This is a genomic window from Streptomyces plumbidurans (assembly GCF_019857225.1).
In the GTDB taxonomy this organism is placed as follows: Bacteria; Actinomycetota; Actinomycetes; order Streptomycetales; family Streptomycetaceae; genus Streptomyces; species Streptomyces plumbidurans.
The window spans coordinates 78766-99349 of the sequence record NZ_JAFJSY010000016.1 but is presented as its reverse complement, the minus strand read 5'-3'; the positions used below and the strand labels follow the sequence as shown (position 1 = coordinate 99349).

At 70.6% G+C, this 20584-nt stretch carries 20 protein-coding genes and 1 pseudogene; 12 read left to right on the top strand and 9 right to left on the bottom strand.

Annotated elements, in window-relative coordinates; translation table 11 throughout:
- Positions 1–39 precede the first annotated feature (39 nt).
- Positions 40–924 carry a LysR family transcriptional regulator gene (locus JYK17_RS13410; protein ID WP_222810441.1) on the top strand — a complete coding sequence of 295 codons (885 nt, stop codon included), beginning with the start codon at positions 40–42 and terminating at the stop codon, positions 922–924.
- On the opposite strand, the gene JYK17_RS13405 is transcribed toward JYK17_RS13410, so the two are convergent.
- Complete coding sequence (locus tag JYK17_RS13405) at positions 921–2324, bottom strand: MFS transporter (RefSeq protein WP_128800959.1); 1404 nt, start codon at positions 2322–2324, stop codon at positions 921–923. The two genes, JYK17_RS13410 and JYK17_RS13405, sit on opposite strands and share 4 nt — an antisense overlap.
- A gap of 64 nt (positions 2325–2388) precedes the next feature.
- On the opposite strand from JYK17_RS13405, the gene JYK17_RS13400 reads away from it, so the two are divergent.
- The 3 genes from JYK17_RS13400 (at position 2389) to JYK17_RS13390 (ending at position 4146) form a co-directional block, all read left to right on the top strand.
- Positions 2389–2850 (top strand): MarR family winged helix-turn-helix transcriptional regulator, encoded by a 462-nt coding sequence (locus JYK17_RS13400; RefSeq protein WP_181362567.1) that lies wholly within the window; start codon positions 2389–2391, stop codon positions 2848–2850.
- Between the two features lie 112 nt (positions 2851–2962).
- Entirely contained in the window at positions 2963–3208 is a 246-nt protein-coding gene (locus tag JYK17_RS13395) for a hypothetical protein (protein WP_128800957.1), read from the top strand.
- A gap of 74 nt (positions 3209–3282) precedes the next feature.
- Positions 3283–4146, top strand: a complete 864-nt coding sequence (locus tag JYK17_RS13390) for a class I SAM-dependent methyltransferase (protein ID WP_222810440.1) — start codon at positions 3283–3285, stop codon at positions 4144–4146.
- On the opposite strand, the gene JYK17_RS13385 is transcribed toward JYK17_RS13390, so the two are convergent.
- Positions 4118–4765 carry a DUF1062 domain-containing protein gene (locus JYK17_RS13385; RefSeq protein ID WP_222810439.1) on the bottom strand — a complete coding sequence of 216 codons (648 nt, stop codon included), beginning with the start codon at positions 4763–4765 and terminating at the stop codon, positions 4118–4120. The two genes, JYK17_RS13390 and JYK17_RS13385, sit on opposite strands and share 29 nt — an antisense overlap.
- 473 nt (positions 4766–5238) lie before the next feature.
- Between JYK17_RS13385 and JYK17_RS13380 the strand changes: the two genes are divergently transcribed.
- Together JYK17_RS13380 and JYK17_RS13375 are read left to right on the top strand one after the other, a co-directional pair.
- Positions 5239–6456 carry an MFS transporter gene (locus JYK17_RS13380; RefSeq protein WP_108014236.1) on the top strand — a complete coding sequence of 406 codons (1218 nt, stop codon included), beginning with the start codon at positions 5239–5241 and terminating at the stop codon, positions 6454–6456.
- 218 nt (positions 6457–6674) lie between these two features.
- Positions 6675–7613, top strand: a complete 939-nt coding sequence (locus JYK17_RS13375) for a L,D-transpeptidase (protein ID WP_108014235.1) — start codon at positions 6675–6677, stop codon at positions 7611–7613.
- Positions 7614–7641: 28 nt separating this feature from the next.
- Here the strand turns inward: JYK17_RS13375 and JYK17_RS13370 are convergent, their stop codons facing one another.
- Genes JYK17_RS13370 through JYK17_RS13345 form a run of 6 tightly spaced genes read right to left on the bottom strand, consistent with a single transcriptional unit; the run spans position 7642 to position 13313 of the window.
- On the bottom strand, positions 7642–7995 hold the full coding sequence (locus JYK17_RS13370; RefSeq protein ID WP_108014234.1) for a VOC family protein: 354 nt from the start codon (positions 7993–7995) through the stop codon (positions 7642–7644).
- Between the two features lie 4 nt (positions 7996–7999).
- Positions 8000–8860 (bottom strand): STM4011 family radical SAM protein, encoded by an 861-nt coding sequence (locus JYK17_RS13365; RefSeq protein WP_108014233.1) that lies wholly within the window; start codon positions 8858–8860, stop codon positions 8000–8002.
- A gap of 10 nt (positions 8861–8870) precedes the next feature.
- Positions 8871–10256 (bottom strand): STM4012 family radical SAM protein, encoded by a 1386-nt coding sequence (locus JYK17_RS13360; RefSeq protein ID WP_222810438.1) that lies wholly within the window; start codon positions 10254–10256, stop codon positions 8871–8873.
- Complete coding sequence (locus tag JYK17_RS13355; RefSeq protein ID WP_181362575.1) at positions 10253–11098, bottom strand: STM4013/SEN3800 family hydrolase; 846 nt, start codon at positions 11096–11098, stop codon at positions 10253–10255. The genes JYK17_RS13360 and JYK17_RS13355 overlap by 4 nt, the downstream gene beginning before the upstream one ends.
- A 7-nt stretch (positions 11099–11105) precedes the next feature.
- Positions 11106–12326, bottom strand: a complete 1221-nt coding sequence (locus JYK17_RS13350; protein WP_222810437.1) for an STM4014 family protein — start codon at positions 12324–12326, stop codon at positions 11106–11108.
- 27 nt (positions 12327–12353) lie between these two features.
- Positions 12354–13313, bottom strand: coding sequence for an STM4015 family protein (locus JYK17_RS13345; protein ID WP_222810436.1), 960 nt, complete (start codon positions 13311–13313; stop codon positions 12354–12356).
- A gap of 175 nt (positions 13314–13488) precedes the next feature.
- Between JYK17_RS13345 and JYK17_RS13340 the strand changes: the two are divergent.
- From JYK17_RS13340 to JYK17_RS13315, 6 genes and pseudogenes are all read left to right on the top strand, one after another.
- Positions 13489–13813, top strand: a pseudogene (locus tag JYK17_RS13340) (DUF8820 family protein).
- Between the two features lie 22 nt (positions 13814–13835).
- Positions 13836–14942, top strand: coding sequence for a DUF6745 domain-containing protein (locus JYK17_RS13335; RefSeq protein ID WP_222810435.1), 1107 nt, complete (start codon positions 13836–13838; stop codon positions 14940–14942).
- A 162-nt stretch (positions 14943–15104) separates the two neighbouring features.
- Positions 15105–16307, top strand: coding sequence for a serine hydrolase domain-containing protein (locus tag JYK17_RS13330; protein ID WP_222810434.1), 1203 nt, complete (start codon positions 15105–15107; stop codon positions 16305–16307).
- A gap of 519 nt (positions 16308–16826) precedes the next feature.
- Positions 16827–17237 carry a RidA family protein gene (locus JYK17_RS13325; protein ID WP_128800946.1) on the top strand — a complete coding sequence of 137 codons (411 nt, stop codon included), beginning with the start codon at positions 16827–16829 and terminating at the stop codon, positions 17235–17237.
- Between the two features lie 63 nt (positions 17238–17300).
- Entirely contained in the window at positions 17301–18155 is an 855-nt protein-coding gene (locus JYK17_RS13320; RefSeq protein WP_222810433.1) for an alpha/beta fold hydrolase, read from the top strand.
- Positions 18156–18759: 604 nt separating this feature from the next.
- Positions 18760–19005 carry a DUF5133 domain-containing protein gene (locus tag JYK17_RS13315; protein ID WP_108014223.1) on the top strand — a complete coding sequence of 82 codons (246 nt, stop codon included), beginning with the start codon at positions 18760–18762 and terminating at the stop codon, positions 19003–19005.
- 36 nt (positions 19006–19041) lie between these two features.
- Here the strand turns inward: JYK17_RS13315 and JYK17_RS13310 are convergent, their stop codons facing one another.
- Positions 19042–20367 carry a lipase family protein gene (locus JYK17_RS13310; protein ID WP_128800943.1) on the bottom strand — a complete coding sequence of 442 codons (1326 nt, stop codon included), beginning with the start codon at positions 20365–20367 and terminating at the stop codon, positions 19042–19044.
- Between the last annotated feature and the right edge of the window lie 217 nt (positions 20368–20584).

The following is a 20584-nucleotide window of genomic DNA, read 5'->3' as shown; positions in this document are numbered from 1 at the left end:
TACGATCCGGTCCATCGACACATCGCATACCCTGGCCTCGTGGACACCCGCCTGCTGAACACCTTCACGACGCTCGCCAGAACAGGCAGCTTCACCGCTGCCGCTGCCGAGCTGCACCTGGCTCAGTCCACGGTCACCGTCCATATCCGGTCCCTGGAAAGGGAGTTCGGTACGCGGCTCTTCGACCGACTGCCCACGGGCGCGCTGCTCACCGAATCCGGACGGCGACTGCTGGAGAGGGCAGAGGACGTACTGGACGCCGTCGCCCGGCTGAAGGCCTACGGCGACGACGACGGAGCCGTACGGGGACGGGTGGTCGTGGGCGCTCCCGAGTCGCTGTGCTCCAGTCGGCTGCCGGGGGTGATCGCCGCGCTGCGCATGAGCCGTCCCGAGGTGGACGTCAGTCTGTACGCGGCCGGTACCGCGGGATGCGTCGAAGGGCTGCGCTCTGGACGCCTCGATCTGGCGCTGCTGCTGGAGGAGGAGGCCGACTTCCCCGATGTGACGACCGAGCCGATCGGCCGCGAGCCCCTCGCTCTCGTCTGCGCCCCCGGCCACCCGCTCGCCGCGTCCTCTCGCCGGGCGTCCTGGGAGCAACTGGCCGACGAGGACTTCTTCCTTCTCGAACAGGGATGTTCGTACAGCGACAATCTGGAACGACGGCTGCTGGCCGTGCCCGGCGCCCGGCCGCGGCTGACCCGGTTCGGCAGCGTGGAAGCGGCGCGCTCCTGTGTGTGCGCCGGTCTGGGACTGGCCCTGCTGCCGCTCACGACCGTGGACGAGCACCTGCGCCAGGGACGTCTGGCGCGGGTGAACGGACCGCGGTTCGCCGACGTCCCGGTGCGGCTGGCCCGCCACCGCAGACGCTGGACGGCGCCCGCCGCCCGGGCCCTCGCCGAGGCACTGAAAGCGGACTCCGCCTAGGCCTCGCGGGTTCGCTGCCCCATGGGTGAGCCGAGGACGAGCAGGAGCGAGACGACCGCGCACACGGCGAGGAACGTGCCGATGGCGGCCATGCCTTCCTGCAGGCCGACGGTGAATCCCGAGTCGCTGCCACGGACGATGATGCCGAGTACGGCCACGCCGAGCGTGCTGCCGATCTGCCGGAACGTGTTCTGCACGGCGGAGGCGGAGTTGCTGAGGCGGTCGGGCACGCTGGAGACCGCCAGATTGCTGATCGAGGAGCTGAGAAGCCCGCAGCCGATACCGACGAGGGCGAGGCGCCACTCGATGCCCGCGAGCGTCGCACGGGAGGCCGCCGCCAGCAGCAGCGACCCGGCAGCGGTGACCGCCAGACCGGAGATCATCACGGGAGCGGCGCTGTAGCGGGCCATCAGCCTGCCGGTGACGGGAGCCACCAGAGCCATCACGAGGGTCATGGGCAGGAAGGCGAAACCGGCGGCCAGGACCGAGTAACCGCGCTGGTCCTGAAGGTCGAGGCTGTAGAAGAACAGCACCCCGAAGAAGACCGCGAAGTAGGCGAAGCCGCCCACGTTGGCGGCTATGAAGGGCCGGCTGCGCCAGACGCCCATCGGCATCAGCGGGTTGCGCCCGTTGCGGCCCTTGCTCAGCTGCGTGGCGATGAAAACGATCAGGGCGAGGACGGACAGCACGAGCGTGCCGAGCACGCGTGGCGAGGACCAGCCGGCGCTCTCGCCCTCGCTGAGCGCGAAGACCAGCGCGGCGAGGGTGACGGCGGCGCTGAACGAGCCCGCCACGTCCAGTGTCCGGCGCCCCTCGGGCCGACCGTGCCGCTCGACCGGGATCGACCTGCGGCCGAGCAGCCAGGTGACCATGCCGAGCAGCACGGTGAGAGCGAAGGCGGCGCGCCAGGACGTGACGCTGAGCAGTGCCCCGCCGACCACGGGACCGGCCGCCAGCCCCAGACTGGCCACGCCTGCCCAGGCGCTCACCGCGCGGGCGCGCTCGCGCGGCTCGGTGAACTCGTGCACCAGGATCGACAGGGTCTGCGGGAGCATGATCGCCGCGCCGAGTGCCTGCACCGCCCTGGCGCCGAGCAGCAGTCCGGTCACCGGAGCGAGCGTGCACAGCAGGGATCCGGCGCTGAACACGAGGACGCCGAGCAGGAAAGCGGTGCGCCGGCCCAATCGGTCGCCGAGGGCTCCGCCGAGGAGCAGGGCGGCGGCGTAGGTGAGCGTGTAGAGGGTGGCGACCCACTGCAGTGACGTGTCCGAGGCGTGCAGCGAGCGGCCCAGGTCCGGCAGGGCGACGTTGGTCATCGTCGAGTTGAACATGCTCAGCATGAGCCCCAGGCACATGGCCAGGAGAACCACCTTCTGGCTGCTTCGGTCACGTATCGCCATGCCATCCCTCAGTTTTATAGGTAGCCTAACTATAAAACATCGACGAGTGAGGACGGGCCGAGGGATGGCCGAGCCGGCCAACGAGCTGACAGACGAGCTGACAGACAAGCTGACGGACGAGGCGCGCAAGCGGCTGTTGCGGATCGGTCAGGCGATCCGCCGCGATGCCGCCGGCCTGCCCGTCACCACCGCGCAGGGCTCCGCGCTGAGTCTGCTCAGCGGCGGAGCGATGAGCGTCGGACAGCTCGCCCAGGCCGAGGGAGTGCAGCCGCCGACCATGACGCAGCTGGTCAACCGCATGGAGGCGGCGGGGTGGGTGACCCGCTCCGGCCCCGCGCGCAAGGGGAGCACCGTTCAGATCACGGCCCTGGGGGAGCAGGTCGCCGAGGAGGTCCGCGCGAGCCGCAACCGTCTGCTGGCCCAGCGGATGGAGGGGTTGACGCGCCGTGACAGGGAGGCGCTGCAGGCAGCCCTGGCCGTCTTCGACAAGATGTTCGGCCCGCCGCTCTCCCCGCCGCGGCCCTGAGGAGCCTCCGGCCGACAAACGGCTGAGCCACCAGGCGCGTTGTCGGAAACACGGAGGATTCCGTACCTATTCTCACAGAAGCCCATATTCCGGTGCCTTCAGGAGAATGACCATGAACCTCAAGCCTCTGGCTCGTGCGGCAACCGCCACCGTCGTCGCCGCTGCCGCCTCCCTCGTCGTGATCGGCCCGGCCGCAGCATCCACTTCTCACGCGCAGGTCGTACGAGCGACGTCCCCGACCCCGGGCGGGCCTGCTGCCCCCGCGGGCGCGATGACGGGCCCCGGCCTTGTCCAGTTCGGCGCTGCCACCATCGACTTCGTCGGCCGTCTCATCGGTACGGGCGGCAGCGGCGCCTGAGCGGAACCGGTGCCCCAGCGATCAGCAGCCCGTCCCACTCCGGCGGCTGCCCCACCGTGCGCAGAGGTCCCGCTATGAAACGGTTCGACGACGACAAAGCCAACGGCGACAGCAACGCCAACGCCGACAGCAACGCCCCCGAGACCGCCCCGGACGGTGGCCGCTACGGCGAGGCCGTCTTCCGCCCCGAACAGACCGGCGAGGGCGAGCGCATCGACTTCGGCGCCCTCGCCTACGACGACATCACCTGGGCACGGCTGCGGGCGCTCGGGGTCGGTCCGGGGTGGAACTGCCTCGACATCGGCGCCGGGACGGGCACGATCGCCCGCCGGCTGCTCACCGAGGCCGGGGCGGCCCACGTGCTCGCCGTGGACCGCGACGTACGTTTCCTCAACGCGCGGCCCGCGCCACGGCTCGACGTTCTGCAGGCGGACATCACCGCCCCCGACTTCACACCCGGGCAATTCCGTCTGGTCCACGCACGCTTCGTGCTGATGCACCTGTCCGACCGCGAACGCATGATCACAGCACTGGCCGAACTCATCGCCCCCGGCGGTGTGTTGGTGCTCAGCGACGCGGTCGATCTGACGAGCGACCGCGCCCCCGGCACGCCGTACACCGTCGCCATGCGGGCGATGTGGCAGGGGCTGCGCGACACGATCGGCACCGATGCGACCTCGGCGCCGACGTACCCGCAACTCCTGCGCGGGGCGGGGCTCTCGCCCGTCGCCGCCGAGATCCACGTGCCGCCGCTGCTGCCGGGCAGCCCCATCAGCCGCTTCTGGGCCGACACTTGGGCACGGAGCCGGGAGGCGATGCTCGCGACCGGCCTGGTCGACGAGACCGGCATCGATGCGGCGGTCCGCTATCTCGACTCCGACGAATGCGCCGCACTGTCGGCCGGGATGCTCACCGCGTGGGGCTGGAAACCCGAGTAGCCCCTACGATCACCACCTTCGGTCGCCCTAGCGGCAAAGGAATCAGCGGAACCGCTCCCGTCAACGTCAGCTCGAAGTCCCGATGAGTCCTGGCGCGTGGAGGCAGTGGCAGTTGGATGCGCGCGTCCGCGACCAGGCGTCGTATCCCGTTCCGACTGAGACCGAACCCGGCCATGAGCAGTCTTTCGACACGGACCGGCGCAGGCAGCTCGAACCTGACCCGCACCGTGAGCGGCCTCGGGTCGTCGAGTGCGGGCCGGGGCGTGTCGCGTCGCAGCTCCCACGCCCCGGTCCAGTCGAGGCGGTAAACCCTCTTCGCGGCGAGCGACGCGCTCATCGCCAGCTCCCGCACTGTGGCGGGGTCGTTGGCCTCGTACGCCACCAGCCGAGCGGGCTCCAGCGACGACACGTGGGCACGTTCGTGGACGGGCACTTTCGAGGTCCGGCCGCAGCCCGCGCAGTGCAGCAGCAGCCAGACGTCGAGGAGCTTGCCGTTCGCGTTGACGCGGAACCTGCCCGAGGGGCGGTGCCGGGTGCCGGGGCAGTCCGGGCAGGGCCGCACGATCATGGGCAGCGCGGATTGGCGCACGGCCCACTGGGCCTTGCGATCGATATTCATGGATGTGGTTGATTTCTGGGCTGAGCAGGAGCGCTCGCGGGCCGGGCCGCGGCTCCCGGGATCTGGTGGATGCACACGAGGGCGCGATGACCGCCCCGGGCCGGGTCGTCAGGCTCCGAGGCCGATCGCGCGACAGGTCGACCGTGCGTATGTGGCAGCCGTTACAGATCCATGCGGGCGATCCTCTTCGAGACCGCGGCGCGGAGCAACTCCTTTTCGGCCTCGGCGCATCCGGACGGCATCGCCCCGCCCTCGGTCGTGATGGACATCTCCGACCCCGGCGGTGAGAATGTCCGCGGTTCACAACCACCAACAACACACCGAGACTTCTGCCCGGTGATGGAGTCGGCGCGGGGCGAGTGTCCCCTCTCCGCGCCAGCACTGGACGGTTCCAGGCGGCGACCACGGGTCGGTACATTCGGGCACCGACGACCCAGGTGGGCCGTCCCGCCGGGCAGCGAACAGGACTCGCCGTGCCGTCGGCGAACTACCGTTCCCTGCTGCGCACCCCGGGTGCCGCGGCCTTCTTCCTGCCGGCCTCGCTCGGACGCGTCGGCGTCGCGATGACCGGCCTCGGCATCGTATGGCTCGTGCACAGTCACACCGGCACCTTCGCCGCGGCGGGTCTGGTCGGCGCCGGGTGCGCGGTGGCCGAAGCGCTCGGAGCGCCCCAACTGGCAAGGCTCGTCGACCGGTTCGGCCAGACGCGCATCCTGCCGCCCGCGCTCCTCGCCCACGCCCTGTCCGTGGCCGTCCTGGTGTCCCTGGTGGCCGCAGACGCCTCCGACGCCTTTCTGGTCCTGGGCGGTGCGCTGGTCGGAGCGACCCTTCCGCAACTCGGCGCGATGTCCGCCGCCCGATGGGCGGCAATGCTGCGCACCACCAGAGCGGCCGAACTACCCACCGCCTTCGCGCTGGAGTCCCTGAGCAACGCGGTGGGCTACCTACTCGGCCCGACCATGGTCAGCGCACTCGCCGCGGCCGGACATCCCGTGGCGGGCACAGTGTCGGCCGCCACCTTGTCGGTGACCGGCGGCCTGATCCTCGCGGCCCAACGCGGCAGCGCACCCTCACCGGCGGCCCACGGCGAACGCGCCGCCCGCAAAAGCCGCACCTTGCTGTGCGGCGGCGGCATCGGCGTACTGATGGGCCTCAATCTCGCCATCGGTGTCTTCTTCGGCGGCATGCAGGTGTCGGTGACCGCGTTCGCGGTGGAGCATGGCGAACCCGACTCCGCTGCCGTGATCTTCGCCGTCTCCAACTGCAGTGGACTGCTGGCCGGTTGGCTGTACGGGATGCGACGCTGCCGTGCCGCACCGCCGGTACAACTGCTGGTGGCAACCGGCGCCCTGCTCCTCGGCACACTGCTCTTGCCGACGGCCGGCTCACCGTTCACGCTCGGAGCGGTCGTGGTGCTGACCGGCGCCACCATCCCACCCCTGCTCGCACTCTTCTCGGTACTCACCGAGTCGACCGTCCACCCGACCGTCCTGACCCAGGCGTTCGCCTGGCTCGGCTCGGCCGGCGCCGCAGGCTCGGCCGCCGCGGCGGCGGTCTCCGGCCGAGTGATCGACTCCCTCGGCCCACATGGCGGCTTCACGATCACCACCACGGCCGCCGCCGCGATGACCGTGCTGAGCCTTGCGGGGCTACGGGTGTTCGGGTTCTCGGATCAGTCGCGCAGACCGTGAGACGGGCGGATCCGCTCGAGGGCGGTGTCCGCCGGGTTGAAAGGTGGCCGTAGTTTTGGGACATGCTTTACGTACGGTTGGAAACTCCCACCGTGCCAAGCGCAGTCTGACAGTAGGCAAGGTTCATCCGGGCCGAAGAGCAGTCGAAGAGCAAGAGAGTGGGGCAGGGCGTGCGAGGGCGCAAGGGCGGCATAGGGATCGCATTCGTCACGGTTGCGATGCTGGTGGGCACCAGTGCCTGCGGTGGGGGCAGCGGTGACAAGGCGAGCGACGACATCGGGAAGGGTTCGGGGAAGCCGAGTGCGAGCGCCTCGCCTTCGCCGACGAAGCCCAAGGGCCCGCCGATGCTGCTGGACACGATCACCCCGCAGACGGGAACCACCGTCGGCGTGGCCATGCCCATCTCGGTGATCTTCACGAACCCGGTGGCCGCCAAGGCGCGGGCCACGGTCGAGAAGCACATGAAGGTGAGCGCCTCGCAGCCGGTGGCCGGCGCCTGGCACTGGTTCGGCGACCGGCGCGCCGACTGGCGGCCGAAGACGTACTGGCCCACCGGCACGACGGTGAAGATCGACGCCGACATGACGGGCGTCAGCAACGGCAACGGACGCTACGGCGTGCACGGCTACACGCACACCTTCAAGATCGGTGACGATGTCCGCGCGGACGTCTCCGTGACCGGCCACACCATGAAGGTGACCCGCAACGGCCAGGCGGTGCGCACCCTTTCGATCAACGCCGGCAGCGCCCAGTACCCGACGTGGAACGGCACGATGGCCGTCATCGACAAGCAGGAGAAGGTCCACATGACCTCCTGCAGCGTCGGCATCAGCTGCGACAAGGGCAGCCCGAACTACTACGACCTGACGCTGCCCTGGGACGTCCACCTCACGCAGTCCGGCACGTACGTCCACTACTCGACCGGCGACCCCAACCCGGGCAGCGGCAGCGCCCGCGGCTCGCACGGCTGCGTCCACCTCTCGATGGCGGACGCCAAGTGGTTCTACGGCCAGGTCAAGCAGGGCGACCCCATCACCATCACCGGCTCGCCCCGCGCCAAGGCCCCGGCCGACAACGGCTACGCGTCGTTCAACCTGAGCTGGGACCAGTGGCTCGCCGGCAGCGCGTCAGGAGAGTCGACGACCGCCACGCTGTGACACACCAGCCGGCCTGACTCGATCGCGGTCAGGCCGGCTGCCACAGCTCGATCCGGTTCCCGGCCGGATCGGTGACCCAGCCGAACCGCCCGACGCCCTCCATCTCCTGCGTCTCCTCGGCCACATCCGCCCCCTTGGCCCGCAACTGCGCGAGCATCGCGTCCAGATCGCGCACCCGGAAGTTCAGCATCGTCCGCTGGTCCGGAGAGCCGAAGTAGTCGGTCCCGGACTCGAACGTCGAGAAGACCGTCGGCCCGGTCTCCTGCTGCCACAAACCGTTCTCGTCGGCCTCCAGCCCCAGACAGTCGCGATACCACGCGCCCAGGGCCGCCGGGTCCGTGGCCCGCAGGAAACAGCCACCGATGCCAAGCACACGTTCCATGCCGTCATCCTGCCAGGACATCGACGGGACGGCCCGGAATGCGCTCCAGCACCCCGCCCGCGAAGACGTCGTACAGCGGCAGCGTCTCCAGATGGACGTAGCCGATGTGGCAGTCGCAGGTCGTCAGCGGACAGGGGCGGGGGCGCAGGGCGGTGCGGTAGGAGCCGTCGTAGAGGTTGCCCAGTTCGGCGCGGACGAAATGGCAGCGGCGTACGGTGCCGTCGCCGTCGACCGAGATCACGGACTCACCCGTGCGGCAGGGCAGACCGGCGCTGGCGTGGGGGTGGCGGCTGTACGGGAAGAGGGGGTCGAGCGCCGTCCACTCGTCGGCCTCGGCGTCCCGGTAGGTGTGTCCCTCGGCGGCGTTGATCCACAGGTAGACATGCGCGGGCAGCTCGGCGCGCAGACGGCGGGCCGCCTCCAGGTGCTCGGGCAGGCCGACGACGCCGACGCTGAAGCGCACACCGCGTTCGGCGAGGTCGCGGCACTTGCCCAGGAAGCGGTCGTAGGGGGTCTGGCCCGGGTGGTACGTGCACCACAGCGCGAGTGTGTCGAGATCGGCCCCGGCGAGCCAGTTGGTGCGGCAGCTGAGGTTGGTCTGGATGGCGACCCGGCGGACGTGCGGCAGGCGCGACAGGTCGGTGAGCGTGCGCCGGTACCAGGTGCGGACCAGGCCCTCGCCCCAGGGTGTGAACAGCAGCGACAACCGGTCGTCGCTGTCCGCGGCCCACTGCGCGAAGCGCTCCAACGCGGCCCGGTCTGCGCGGAGTTGGGCGGTCGAGTCGCGCCGCTTGGCGAACGGGCAGTACGGGCAGTCGTAGTCGCAGGAGGCCAGCGGTCCGCGATAGAGGACGGTCAGATCCATGGCGGGCCCGTCACTTCCTCTCGTAGGCGGCCATGGCGGCCCGGACGGCGGGGGAGAACAACTCGGGTCCGATCGCGTCCGAGTGGGCCAGTCCCTCCGGGGTGAGCCGCAGCCGAGCGAAGCCGGGGCCGGGGTTGGGGCCGGGGCTGGGGTCGGTGGTGGTGTCGGTGGTGGTGTCGGTCAACCAACCCCGGTCCGCGAGGAGTTGGAGCTCCGGGCCGAAGTCGTCGAGCGGCTCCGCTCCGAAGCGCGCACGGTAGTCGGCGACCGTCAGGCCCTCCGCCTGGAGGAGCGACTGGAGCAGATGGCGGCGGCGCGCCTCGTGCGCGTCCATGCGGTAGCCGACCTCCGCGCGGGTGAAGTCGCCGGTGCAGACGTAGTCGTCGATGATCCCGCGGATCTCGTGCATCCCCACCGCATAGTCGAAGGAGTAGTGCAGACCGGCTGTGTACGAGCGGGCGCCGCAGCCCAGGCCGATCATGCCGTCGGTCTGGCAGGCGTAGTCGTCGGCGCCCTGCCGCGGGGCATCAATCCTGCGGAACATCCGCATCGACTGCTGGGTGTAGCCCCGGGCGAGGAGGTGGTCGCGGCCCGCGCGGTACAGGCGCAACCGCTGGTCGTCCCAGGCTGGGTCGGGGCCGTTGCCGGTGCGGTGACGGTCGAGGCCGGTCAGGGGGCGGACGTAGAGCGGGTAGAGGTACAGCTCCTCGGGCAGCCAGTCGAGGGCGGCGTCCAGGGAGCGCAGCCACGTCTGTTCGGTCTGGCCGGCGATGCCGTAGATGAGGTCGATGTTGAGGACAGGGATGCCGGTGTCCCGGATCCGGGCGAGTGCGGCCTCGACATCGGCGCGGCGCTGCGGGCGTACGGCTGCTCTCGCCTCGGAGTCGACGAAGCTCTGGACGCCGAGGCTGAGCCGGGTGGTACCGCGCTCGGCCAGGACGGTGAGGCGGTCGGTGGTGGCCGTGGCGGGCGATGCCTCGACGGAGAGCGGGATCGCGCGCAGGTCGGCGCCCATACGGTGTTCCGCGATGTCGCAGAGGCGGTCCAGTTCGGGCGCGGTGAGGAAGGTGGGGGTGCCTCCGCCGAGCGCCGCGGTCGAGAATCGCACCTGCCCGCCGGGCCGGAGAGCCTCGCGCACGGCGTCCGCCTGCCGTTCGAGGGCGTCGAGGTAGGCGCTGGTCAGGCCGTCGGGAGCGCCGATGCGGGTGAAGAGGTTGCAGAAGCCGCAGCGGACCTCGCAGAACGGTATGTGCAGGTAGAGCGAGAGCGCACTCTTGTCCTCGTTAGCCCACAGGGACCGCAGCGTGGGCCGGTCGGGCAGCCTGCGGTAGGCGGTCTTGTGCGGGTAGGCGTAGACGTAGTGCTGATACGGGCTGGTGAGCTGGGCGGTGGTCATCGGACGGCCTCCGCGGGGGCGGTTACCGCCAGGTCGGTCTCTGAGGGGTCGAGGAAGAAGTGGGCGTACGGCACCGTCCACACGGACTCGTGGCCGAGGCGGTGGCCGGAGTAGCCGTCGTCGCCGTAGGCGGTGCCGTGGTCGGAGCAGACGATGGCGAAGCAGCGGCGCCTGGAGCTCGCGGCGGCGAAGAGGCGGCCGATGTGCCGGTCGACGTACTCCAGCGCGGCGGCGTGCGTTTCGCGGGTGTCGCCCGTCTCGCGGGTCGCGCCGGGCAGATGGAACCAGTTGGGCTGGTGCAGAGCGGAGACGTTCACGAAGAGGAACAGCCGCTGGTCGACGGGGAGTTGAGCGACCACCTGCTCGGCTCGGGCGACCTGGTTCTCGAAGGAGTGCGGTGAGGTGACGCCGAACTCCCTTTCCCAGTGCGCCTCGTGGAAGAGACCGGGCAGGACCGTGCCGAGCGGGCCCTGCTTGTTGAAGAAGCCGACGCCTCCGATGCAGACGGTGCGGTAGCCCGCCTGCGCCAGACCGGAGACGAACTCCGGGGTGTCGTAGACGAAGGTGCCGTCGGCGGTCGTCTCGCTCCCGGCGAAGCTCGCCGCGAACAGCCGCGGATGCGGGCCCGGTTCGGCCGGAGTGGGCAGGAAGCCCGCGAAGATCGCCTGGTGCGAGGCGTAGGTGAAGCTGCCCGGCGCGTGGCGCTTCTCCCAGCGGCCGCCGGGGAGATGGCGGGCGAGGTTCGGGATGCGGCCCTCGGCCGCCAGCTCGACGGCCACGTCGTGGCGCAGTGTGTCGAGGGTGACCAGGAGGATGTCGTGACGGCCGACGACCTCGTTCATGTCGGGCTCAGGCATGGGGTGTTCCTGTTCTGTACGGGTGAAGCGGGCCGGCCCCGGTGGGGTTGGGCAAAGCAGAGCCGGTGGGGCTGGGCAGAGCAGAGCCGGTGGGGCTGTGCAGGGCAGACCCGGAAATGCTGCGCACGGCGGCCGCCACCTGCGCGGCGTAGGTGTTCAGGCCCTCGGCGCCGCTGCCGGGCAGGCCGGTGAGCCGGGGCAGCAGGTCGCCGAAGGCGTTGACCTCGCCGACGAAGGTCCTGCGCCAGCCCACGGCCGGCAGCAGGTCCACGCCGACGCAGAGGGTGCGCGGGAAACAGGAGGCGGCGCGCTCGCACACGTCCAGTACGTCGGCCCAGTGCGCGCCCGCCGCCTCCACGGCCTGACGCGCGGCGTCCAGGTCGCCGCGGCACCCGCCGAGGTGGAGATTGGTCAGGGGAGTGCGGCTGGTGCGGACCGCGGCGTGGGTGGCCCGGCCGGCCACGACCACCACCCGCAGGTCGGCGGCGCGGCCCTGCTGGGAGGCCTTCGGCACCCAGCGTTCGAGATGCAGCCCGTCCGGCGCGAGCGTGTCGACGATGGCGGCGATGTCCCGTTCACTGTCGTAGCGGCGTACCCGCAGCGAGTTGTGCAGCGCGCCGTCGGGGGCGAGTTCGACGGACGTGGTGGCCCTGATCCGCCCGCCGCCCGACTCGACGGCGAGGACTCCCGACGCCGACGACCCATGGGCGAGTTTGACGAACAGCCGGTGCATACGGTGCTCGCGCATCAGCGTCCGTACGTCGTCCCAGCTGCGCACCGGCGCGCCGTCGGGGCCCGAGGTGGGCGAGGCGGGGACGGGTACGCCCGCCGCGTCCAGCACGGCGTGACAGGCGCGTTTGTCGAACAGCACGGCAAGTTCGCCGGGGTCGTCGAGGCGGATGCCGCCGCGCAGGGTGCGCAGCGCGGCGGTGAACCCGGCGTACCAGCGGGCCGAGCCCTCGACCCGGGTGGGATCGAGCGAGCCCCGCAGCAACCGGTCGACCTCGGAATCCTCACCGGGTGAGTCGATCCGTACGATCTCGTCGGCCGCGAAGTCCGCTCCCCGCTCGCGCAGGACGTCCGCCCAGGCGATGACCCGCGGACCGGGCAGACCGGCCGCGCGCACCGCGTCCGCGAAGAGGGACACCCGGCGGTTGCCGGGGTTGCCGACCACGGCGAACCGCGGCCTGCCGTGGGCGACTGGCCGAGTCATGGAGGAAGTACTCACTGGAGGACGTGCTCACTCGCCGACGGCGACATAACGCCAGACCGTGCCGTCGTCCTCCGTGTCCTCCTCCGCGTCGTCGCGGTCGAGGTCGACCTCGACGCCCGCGGGCTCCAGGGTTTCCCGCACCCGCTCCTCCACGGGCTTGCTGAGGTAGTGGTGGTGCAGATCGAGCTTCTTGAGGTGGGTGAGGGGCTGACCGCCCAGGAGCGCGACCGCACCCTCGTCGGTCAGCACACCCATGGACAGGTCGAGCACTTCAAGGCGGTCCACGACCGGGGCGGCGGCCACGGCGGCGGCCACCGCGTCCTGCATCTCGCTGTTGCGCAGGGCCAGATGACGCAGGCGCGGCAGCCGGGCGCCGGACAGGATCGGCTCCAGATCGGCGACCTCGCTGTTGCCGCCGTAGTCGGGTGTGCCCAGCCACAGGTCGAGGTGCTCCAGAGCGGGCAGGTCGCTCGCGCCGATGCCGCGCACCACCTCGGCGGGCAGCCCGCCCGTCTCCACAACGAGCCTGCGCAGCGCGGTGTGTTCGAGCGCGGTGAAACCCAGCCCGGAACCGCCGCGCACACCGAATTCCTCCAGCTGGGGGAATGCGGCCAGGAGCGGGCCGACGTCGGTCTGGTTGATCCAGGAGATCTCGCACTCCTCCATCACCATGTCGCCCAGGAACAGCGCGCGCAGCGCGGGGAAGCGGTCCCGGGCGGCACGCAGGGCCGCGATGACGGCGTGCGGGTCGGAGTCGTAGGCCTCCTGCCAGGCCCCGACGATCACGGCTCGCACCCGGGTGGTGTCGACCGCGGCACAGAAACGGGCGAAGGCGTCCGGCCAGTCCTCGTTGGAGTCGTACACCTCGCTGCTGATCCGCCAGGCCACCGCGTCCGGCTCGGGCAGCTTGTCCGTGGGTGCGTCCGGCCCCGGGAAGGTGTGGGAGGGCAGCCGGTAGAGCGAGCTGAGGTGGTCACCGATGGTCATGCTGCCGCTCCTGAGGAGAAGGGAAGTGTGTGCGATCTGTGATGACCGCAGTTCTACCAACAGCCACTGACAACGGCGTTCGGCGGGGCGGGGATCCGGGGCGTTGTCAGTGGTGCCGCCTACCGTCGTGGTCATGAGGCCGGTGCGCGGTGCACCCGGCGGTGAGGGGACAGCCATGTACCGACAGGGAGACGTGCTGATCGTGCCGGTGACGGAGGGGGCGCTGCCGGCCCATGTGGCGCACGCCCCCAGGGAGCGGCGCGACGGGCGGGGCCGGCTCGTGCTGGCGCTGGGCGAGGTCACGGGCCATGCCCACGCGGTCGTCGGGCCGGGGGAGTTGGTGCGCGAGCCGGGATCGTACGGCCCCTTCCTGCTGCACCTTCCCCAGGGCGGCCGGGTGGTGCACGAGGAGCACGCGGCGATCGCTGCCCAAGGGCTGGTACCGCGTGATCAGACAGCGGGAGTACGTGCCCGGATCCGTCCGGATCGTGGCGGACTGAACAGCGGATGGCGGAGGGGCACATGACGAGGACGGACATCGAAGAGACCGTGAACGAGAGCGTTTCCGCGGAGGAGAGTGTCTCCCTGGAGGAGAGCGTCTCCTTGGAAGAGAACGTCTCCTTGGAGGAGTTGGGCCAGTGGCGCGCATGGGCCGCCGCGACCGGTCCCGCCGATCGTGCCACCGCCGAGGACGGCGTACGGCGTGCCTACCGGCTTGCGGGACTCGCGGAACCGGAGCGCGTGGTGTGGGTGGGGTCGCCCAGAGCGGCCGTCGCGCTGATCCGCGAACTGCCGGACCGCGGGGCGAGCGTACGGGACGTGGTGCGCAGCACTCCGTGGGCGCTTGAACGGTGCAGGGTCCACGCCGAGTTGGGGGCGGCGGGCTGGGCCGCGCACTGGGCGGCGACGGGCGGGCGCCTGTGGGACTCGACTCAGGCCCTCGTGGACCGGATACACGCCGGCGTCATCGAGGACCTGGTCGGCAAGGACACGGGCAAGGAGGCCGCACAGGTCCGGCTGCTCCTTTTGGACGCCGTGCTCGGACAGCACGACGCTCCGTGGCTCGCCGCGTTCTCCTGCGACGACGGTGCGCTCGGCGCATTGGCCCAGGTGTGCCGCAGCGCCGGCTGGTGGTGGCCCTTCGCCCGCGTGGCCGTCCTGTCGGAGCGGCCCGTCGCCCTGCACCGCGACGAGGCCGGACGGCTCGACCACGGGGACGGTCCGGCCCTCGCCTATCCCGACGGCTTCGCCCTGCACGCCTGGCGCGGCATGCCCGTACCGGCCACCTTCCTGGCCGAACTGCGCACGCTCACACCGGAGCGGATCCGCGGCGAGGAGAACGCCGAACTGCGGCGCGTGATGCTGGAGTACTACGGCTACGACCGCTATCTCGCCGACTCGGGCGCCCGGCCGGTGCACCAGGACGAGACGGGCACGCTGTGGCGGATCGACCTGGTCGACGACGAGCCCGTGGTGATGGTGGAAGTCCTCAACTCCACTCCGGAACCGGACGGGACCCGGCGCACGTACTGGCTGCGGGTACCGCCGTCGACCCGGACCGCCAAGGAGGGTGTCGCCTGGACGTTCGGCCTGCAGGCCGAGGCGTACGCGCCGGTGCGGGAGACATGAGGCGGGGCCCCTTCTGGAGCGCGTGGGCGCCCGGCATCGGCCGGCGTGCCACCGAACGGGTGGACTCTCAGGTGAACAAGGTGCAAGGGGCCCTCATGACGAGGTCGCCGTTGATCATATGGCCGTCTTGTCCGAGCCTGTGACCGGAAGAGGCGCCCCGACATGCGACGTACCCCCCACCGCCGACTGCTCGCCACCACGCTGCTCGCGGCGTCCGTTCTCATCCCGTCGACGGCGGCTCCCGCCGCGGTGGCCCACGCCGCCGGGGCCGTCGACCGGCACGGGCGCCACGACTGCCCGCAGAGCGGACTCGGCGCGACGCTGAACGCCCGGCTGGACGCGGCGATCGACGACGTCCGCCGGCAGGCGGGCATCCCCGGTGCCGTCGTCGGCCTGTGGCTGCCCGGCAAGGGTTGCTACGTCCGCGCCAGCGGCGTCGCCGACACCGTCACCCAGCAGCCGATGACCACCGACTCCTTCGTGCGGATCGGCAGCGAGACCAAGACCTTCACGGCCACCGCGCTGCTTCAACTCGTGGACCAGCACCGGGTCCGCCTCGACGACCCGATCTCCCGCTACATCAGCGGCGTGCCGAACGGCCGCAGGATCACGCTGCGGCACCTCCTGGAAATGCGCAGCGGCCTGTTCCCGTACACCTCCGACCCGGACTTCGTACAGGCCCTGTTGAGCGACCCGCAGCGCTCGTACACCCCTCGGGAGCTACTGGCGTACGGCTTCAAGCACGCGAACACGTTCGCGCCGGGCGCGCAGTTCGAGTACTCCAACACCAATTTCGTCCTGCTCGGCCTGGTGATCGAGAAGGTCACGGGTCACCGGTTCGGCGATGTGATCGACGCGCAGGTGCTCCGGCGGTCCGGGCTGAGGCACACGCTGCTCCCGCGAGGTGCCCAGTTCCCCCAGCCGCATCCGCACGGCTACACGAACCAGACGCTGGACGGGTCGGTCGCCGACGCCACCAACTGGAACCCCAGTTGGGCCTGGGCGGCCGGGGCGATGATCTCCAACCTCCACGACCTGCGCCGCTGGGCCGAGATCGTCGCGACCGGGAAACTGCTGAGCCCTCGCACCCAGGCGCAGCGGCTGCAGACCCTGCCGACCGGCTTCCCCGGCACCGACTACGGCCTCGGCATCTTCGAGACCAACGGGTGGATCGGGCACAACGGTTCGATCCCTGGCTACGAGACGGTGACCGTCTATCTGCCCTCGCAGAAGGCCACCATGGTGATCATGATCAACACGGACTCCACGAGTCAGGGTCAGGAGCCCTCCACCCTCCTTGCCCGGGCGATCACGGAGATCGTCACCCCGGACAACGTCTACGCGGGCGCGGTCGTCACGCACTGAGTGCATGCAAAAGGCCGCCCGTAGGCGGCGATCAGGGAGGCGGAGGAGGTACTGCGGGGACGCAGCCCTCCTCTGCCTGCCCTCGGTTGTACGAGATGGGCGTCACGCACAGATGTTGGCGGTTCCGTTGCAGTCGCCGTCGTCATCGTCCCAGTCGCCCCAGCCGCCGAAGGCGGAGTGGCCCGGGCTGGACTGAACCGTGGCGGTCCTCATGGCGGAGTGAACGGCTGACGGCGCGGCCTGAGCGGATCCGGCCGTGACCATCCCGGTTGCGAGGGCGAGGCCGAGTAGGGTGCTTGTCGCGAGTGCGCGTGACATGGATATCTCCAGTCGGTTCTTGTGTGTTGCCTTCATGCGGACGACTCTGCTTGCCCCTGGTGCCGGTCTCATTTCGGGCGCGGCCGATCGAGTGACCCAGACCCATGGGCGCGAGGGCCGTCGGCCGCACCCTCGGGAGTGCCGCACCCTCGGGAGTGCCGTGCCACCGCTCAACACCCGATGAGAAAGGACCGTACGACCATGGCTCGTACCGTCACCCTGATCCGCTCCTCCTCCCTGTCCGACATCGCCGAATACGCCTACGCCGCCACGGCGCCCGCCGATTCCCGCCTGATCTTCCTTGCCGGCGCGTGCCCGTTGAACGACGACGGCTCCACGGCTGCGATCGGCGACTACGCGGGCCAGGCGGCGAAGGCCGTCGAGAACATGCGGACCGCTCTCGCCGCCGCAGGCGCGTCCCTTCAGGACGTCATCAGCACCCGGGTTCTCGTCGCCTCGACCCGACGGGAGGATCTGGTGACGGCGTGGACCGTCGTCCGGGACTCGTTCGCCGATCATGACGTCCCGAGCACCTTGATGGGCGTCACCGTGCTCGGCTACGAGGACCAGCTCGTCGAGATCGAGGCGGTCGCCGCCGTAGTCGATGCGTGAGGCCGGTCCAGCACGCGACGTACGGCGATGTGCAGACGCCGGTGTCTCGTAGAGTGAAGGTCAATGACATTTCTGCATACGCACGACTACGGGGGCAACGGCCCGCAACTCGTTCTCCTGCACGGCTACGCACGGTCCCACACGGACTGGGACACCTCGGCGGCCCTTCTCACCACCGGACACCGCGTTCTCGCCGTCGACCTCCCCGGACACGGCAATTCACCCGATATCCCTTCCTGGAACATCCCCGCCGTGCTGCGGCGGATCACGGACACGCTGGACGCGCTTGGTGTACCGGAGGCGGTCGTGGTCGGCCATTCCCTCGGCGGGCTCGTCGCGGTCGAGTACGCCCGGGCGTGCCCGGAGCGGGTCCGAGCCGCCGTGAATCTCGACGGCTTCTGGTGGGGGCCCGACGAGCCGGGCGCGGAACGTGTGAGCAAGGGGCTGCTGGCGGCGGCCGGGACCGTCGCGCCGCCGGAGTACATCGAGCAGCAGATCACCAACTCCGCCAGATTCGGGATCCCTCGCGACCGCGCCGAGGCCGCCGCCCGCGCCGCCGTACGCCCGTTGCCCGACGGCAGCTGGCAGACGCTGCCGGAGCGGGCGGCGGCACTCGAGATCGTCGACGAACTGCACAGGCTGGGCGCGCTCGGTGTCACCGCATGGCTGGACGGTATCGACCGCCCACTGCTGCTGGTACAGGCCGGCCGGCGGCTGCCGCCCTCGCCGGGCATGGAGTGGTTCGCCGACTTCAACGCCCGGTTCGCCCAAGGGGTTTGGGACGAGCTGACCGTGCTCTCCCGCTCCCGGCCGACGATCAGCGTCACCCGGATCGATGCCACCCACCCCATGAACATGGAGGCTCCGGGAGCGGTGGCGACGTCGGTCGAGGAGTTCGTTCGCGGACTGCCTGACTGAGCGGTCGGGCACGCACGGACGGGCCCATGCCGACACCCATCGCGAGCATGCCGGGCGGGATCGAGGTACCTCCGCGGTCGACCGCGGAACGGCGCAAGGCACTCGGCCGTGAGCGGTACATCCGCCAGGAGATCCGGCGGCGCACCGCTCGCGGGAATGCCCCGCCGGGCGACGGCGTTATGACCGGCGTGGGAGTGAAGGGAACAGTGTCCCCGGGCCTCACCTATCGCCTGCAGGGAAGATCGTTCGGCTGAAGCCCTGCAGTGCCTTTCGCCGCGTAGGCGACCGCCCTTCACAACCACAAAGCGCAGACGCGGCCCCGAGTGCTTCGATTGCCTCGGGGCCGCGGTGCTGTGTCCGGCGTCCGGCGTCCGGCGCGAAGCCGGACCGGGCATCGGACAACCGCCGACGCTGAGCGATCTCACTGCTCCATGCGACGGATCTTTGGCCCCTGCAGGTATGTATCTCTCACACCGGGGCACTTGGGGCTGTACCCGACGCCCCTCGGCGTCGCCCAGTGACAACGACGCCACTGATGAAGTCCAAAATCCTCGCGGTGGCGCCTGCCCGCCTGCGAGCTGTGCTGTGTGGGAGAGGAATCGCCATGATGGTGCCGGCGGAGAAGGAACTGCGTGCGGTGCTGGCCCGGTTCGCCGAGGCGCGGATCGAGCACGACGTACGTCCCAGCGGCCGCAGCAGCGCCGCCCTGGAGGACGTCACGTACACGCTGTGCGTCATGACCGGCTCCCGCACCGTCGCGCAGGCCCTCCGCACGGCGGATCTGCTCATGGAGCAGTACACCGCCGAGCGTGCGGTCATCGTTCGCGAAGGCGAGACCCTGGCCGCCTAGGGACTGCAGTTCCACAGTTCCAGCCGTCGCATACGCTCAGGAGAGACCGGGCAGTGCGGCGCAGTTGGAGGTGGCCGGCTTGGCGTCGAAGCGGTCGGTGAGCCAGGAGATGGCGTCGCCCTGGTCGGTGAGCAGGGGAGTGAAGTGGTTGATCAGGGCGCTGCCGAGGTCGAGCTCGGGGACGGGCTTGTAGGTGATGTCGGCGCCCTTGGCGCACCAGTCGACGGCGAGCCGCCGGGCCTGTGCGTGCGGTACGAGGTTGTCGCTGATGCCGGTGGCCAGCCGTACCGGTGACGCGGGCTTCATGGTGCCGATGCGCTGCTTGTCCAGGAAGTCCGTCAGCGCGGGCTCGGACTGGATGATGTCGCTGATGGTCCGGCCGTCCGTGGTCCAACTGGTGCTGTGCCGACCGCCGTATCCGAAGATGGCGTCGCCGACGCACATGGTCGACAGATCCTTGAGGGCCGCGTGGCCCGCCGCGTTCAGGTGGGCGTCGGCGATCGGCTTCAGCGCGGGGTCGGACTCCAGGAACCCGTTGACCGACCAGCCCAGGGCGCCCGCCAGCTCGCTGCCGTCGATGGCCTTGGTGACCTCGACCAGATCGGCCGGGGGAGCGCCCGCGTAGGTCCCGGACAGGGTGATCTCGGGGGCGTACGACGGCTGCAGCTCGGCGGCGGACGCGGTGGCGCCGCCGCCCTGGCTGTAGCCGAAGAGGCCCACGCGTGAGGTGGGCGTGAGAGACGTCCCGTCGAGCGAGCGCGCGGCTCGGACGGCGTCGAGCACGGCGTGGCCCTCGTCCACCCTGTTGACGTAGGTGTGCGTGCGGTCCGTCGCGCCCAGCCCGGCGTAGTCGGTGACGACGACGGCGACGCCCTTGGCCAGCAGGCGGTAGATCGCCAGGTCCTCGTAGCCGATCGACACCGTCTGTCCGTTGAGGGTCAGGGGGTGTTCCAGGCCGAGGGAGGCGGCGCACTGGTCGCCCTGGCCCATGGTGCCGGGCGCCACTGCCACCAGCGGACGGTCGCCGGAGCCCCGCCAGGCCGCGCTGGGTTCGATGTAGGCGCCGGTGACCGCCATGGGTTCGCCGTTGGAGTCGGTGGACTTGTACATCAGACGGGTGGCGGTGCCGGGCAGCGGCCCGTGGACGCCCGGCAGGCTCAGCGCCAGGGGGAGGGGTTCGCTGCGCACCAGGGCGCCGTTGGCGGAGGGCAGGGCGGCGGGCGGGTTGTAGAACTCCGGGATCGTGACACCGCGGGAGACCACGGCGTCGGTCTGCGGCTCCGCTACGGCGGGAAGCGCGGTGCTGCCGAGACATGCGGCGGTCGTGACGGCGACGGCCAGGAGGCGGGCGGATGCGGGCATGACGGTCTCCGGTGTCGGGGAGGCCGAGCCTCGACCTGCGGCTCGGTGGGGTTGACGGCCTGGTGGGGCCAGGCCGGTGGGGGAGGGGCCGGTGGTTCGGGCGCGGTCGTTCCGCCGCGCCCCGCACCCCGTGCCACTTTCATTGCCACTCTTAGACGAAGTGTCAGGACGGTATCCGCGAGGGTGTTACCGGCGGTAGCAGTTGGAAGGTTACGTT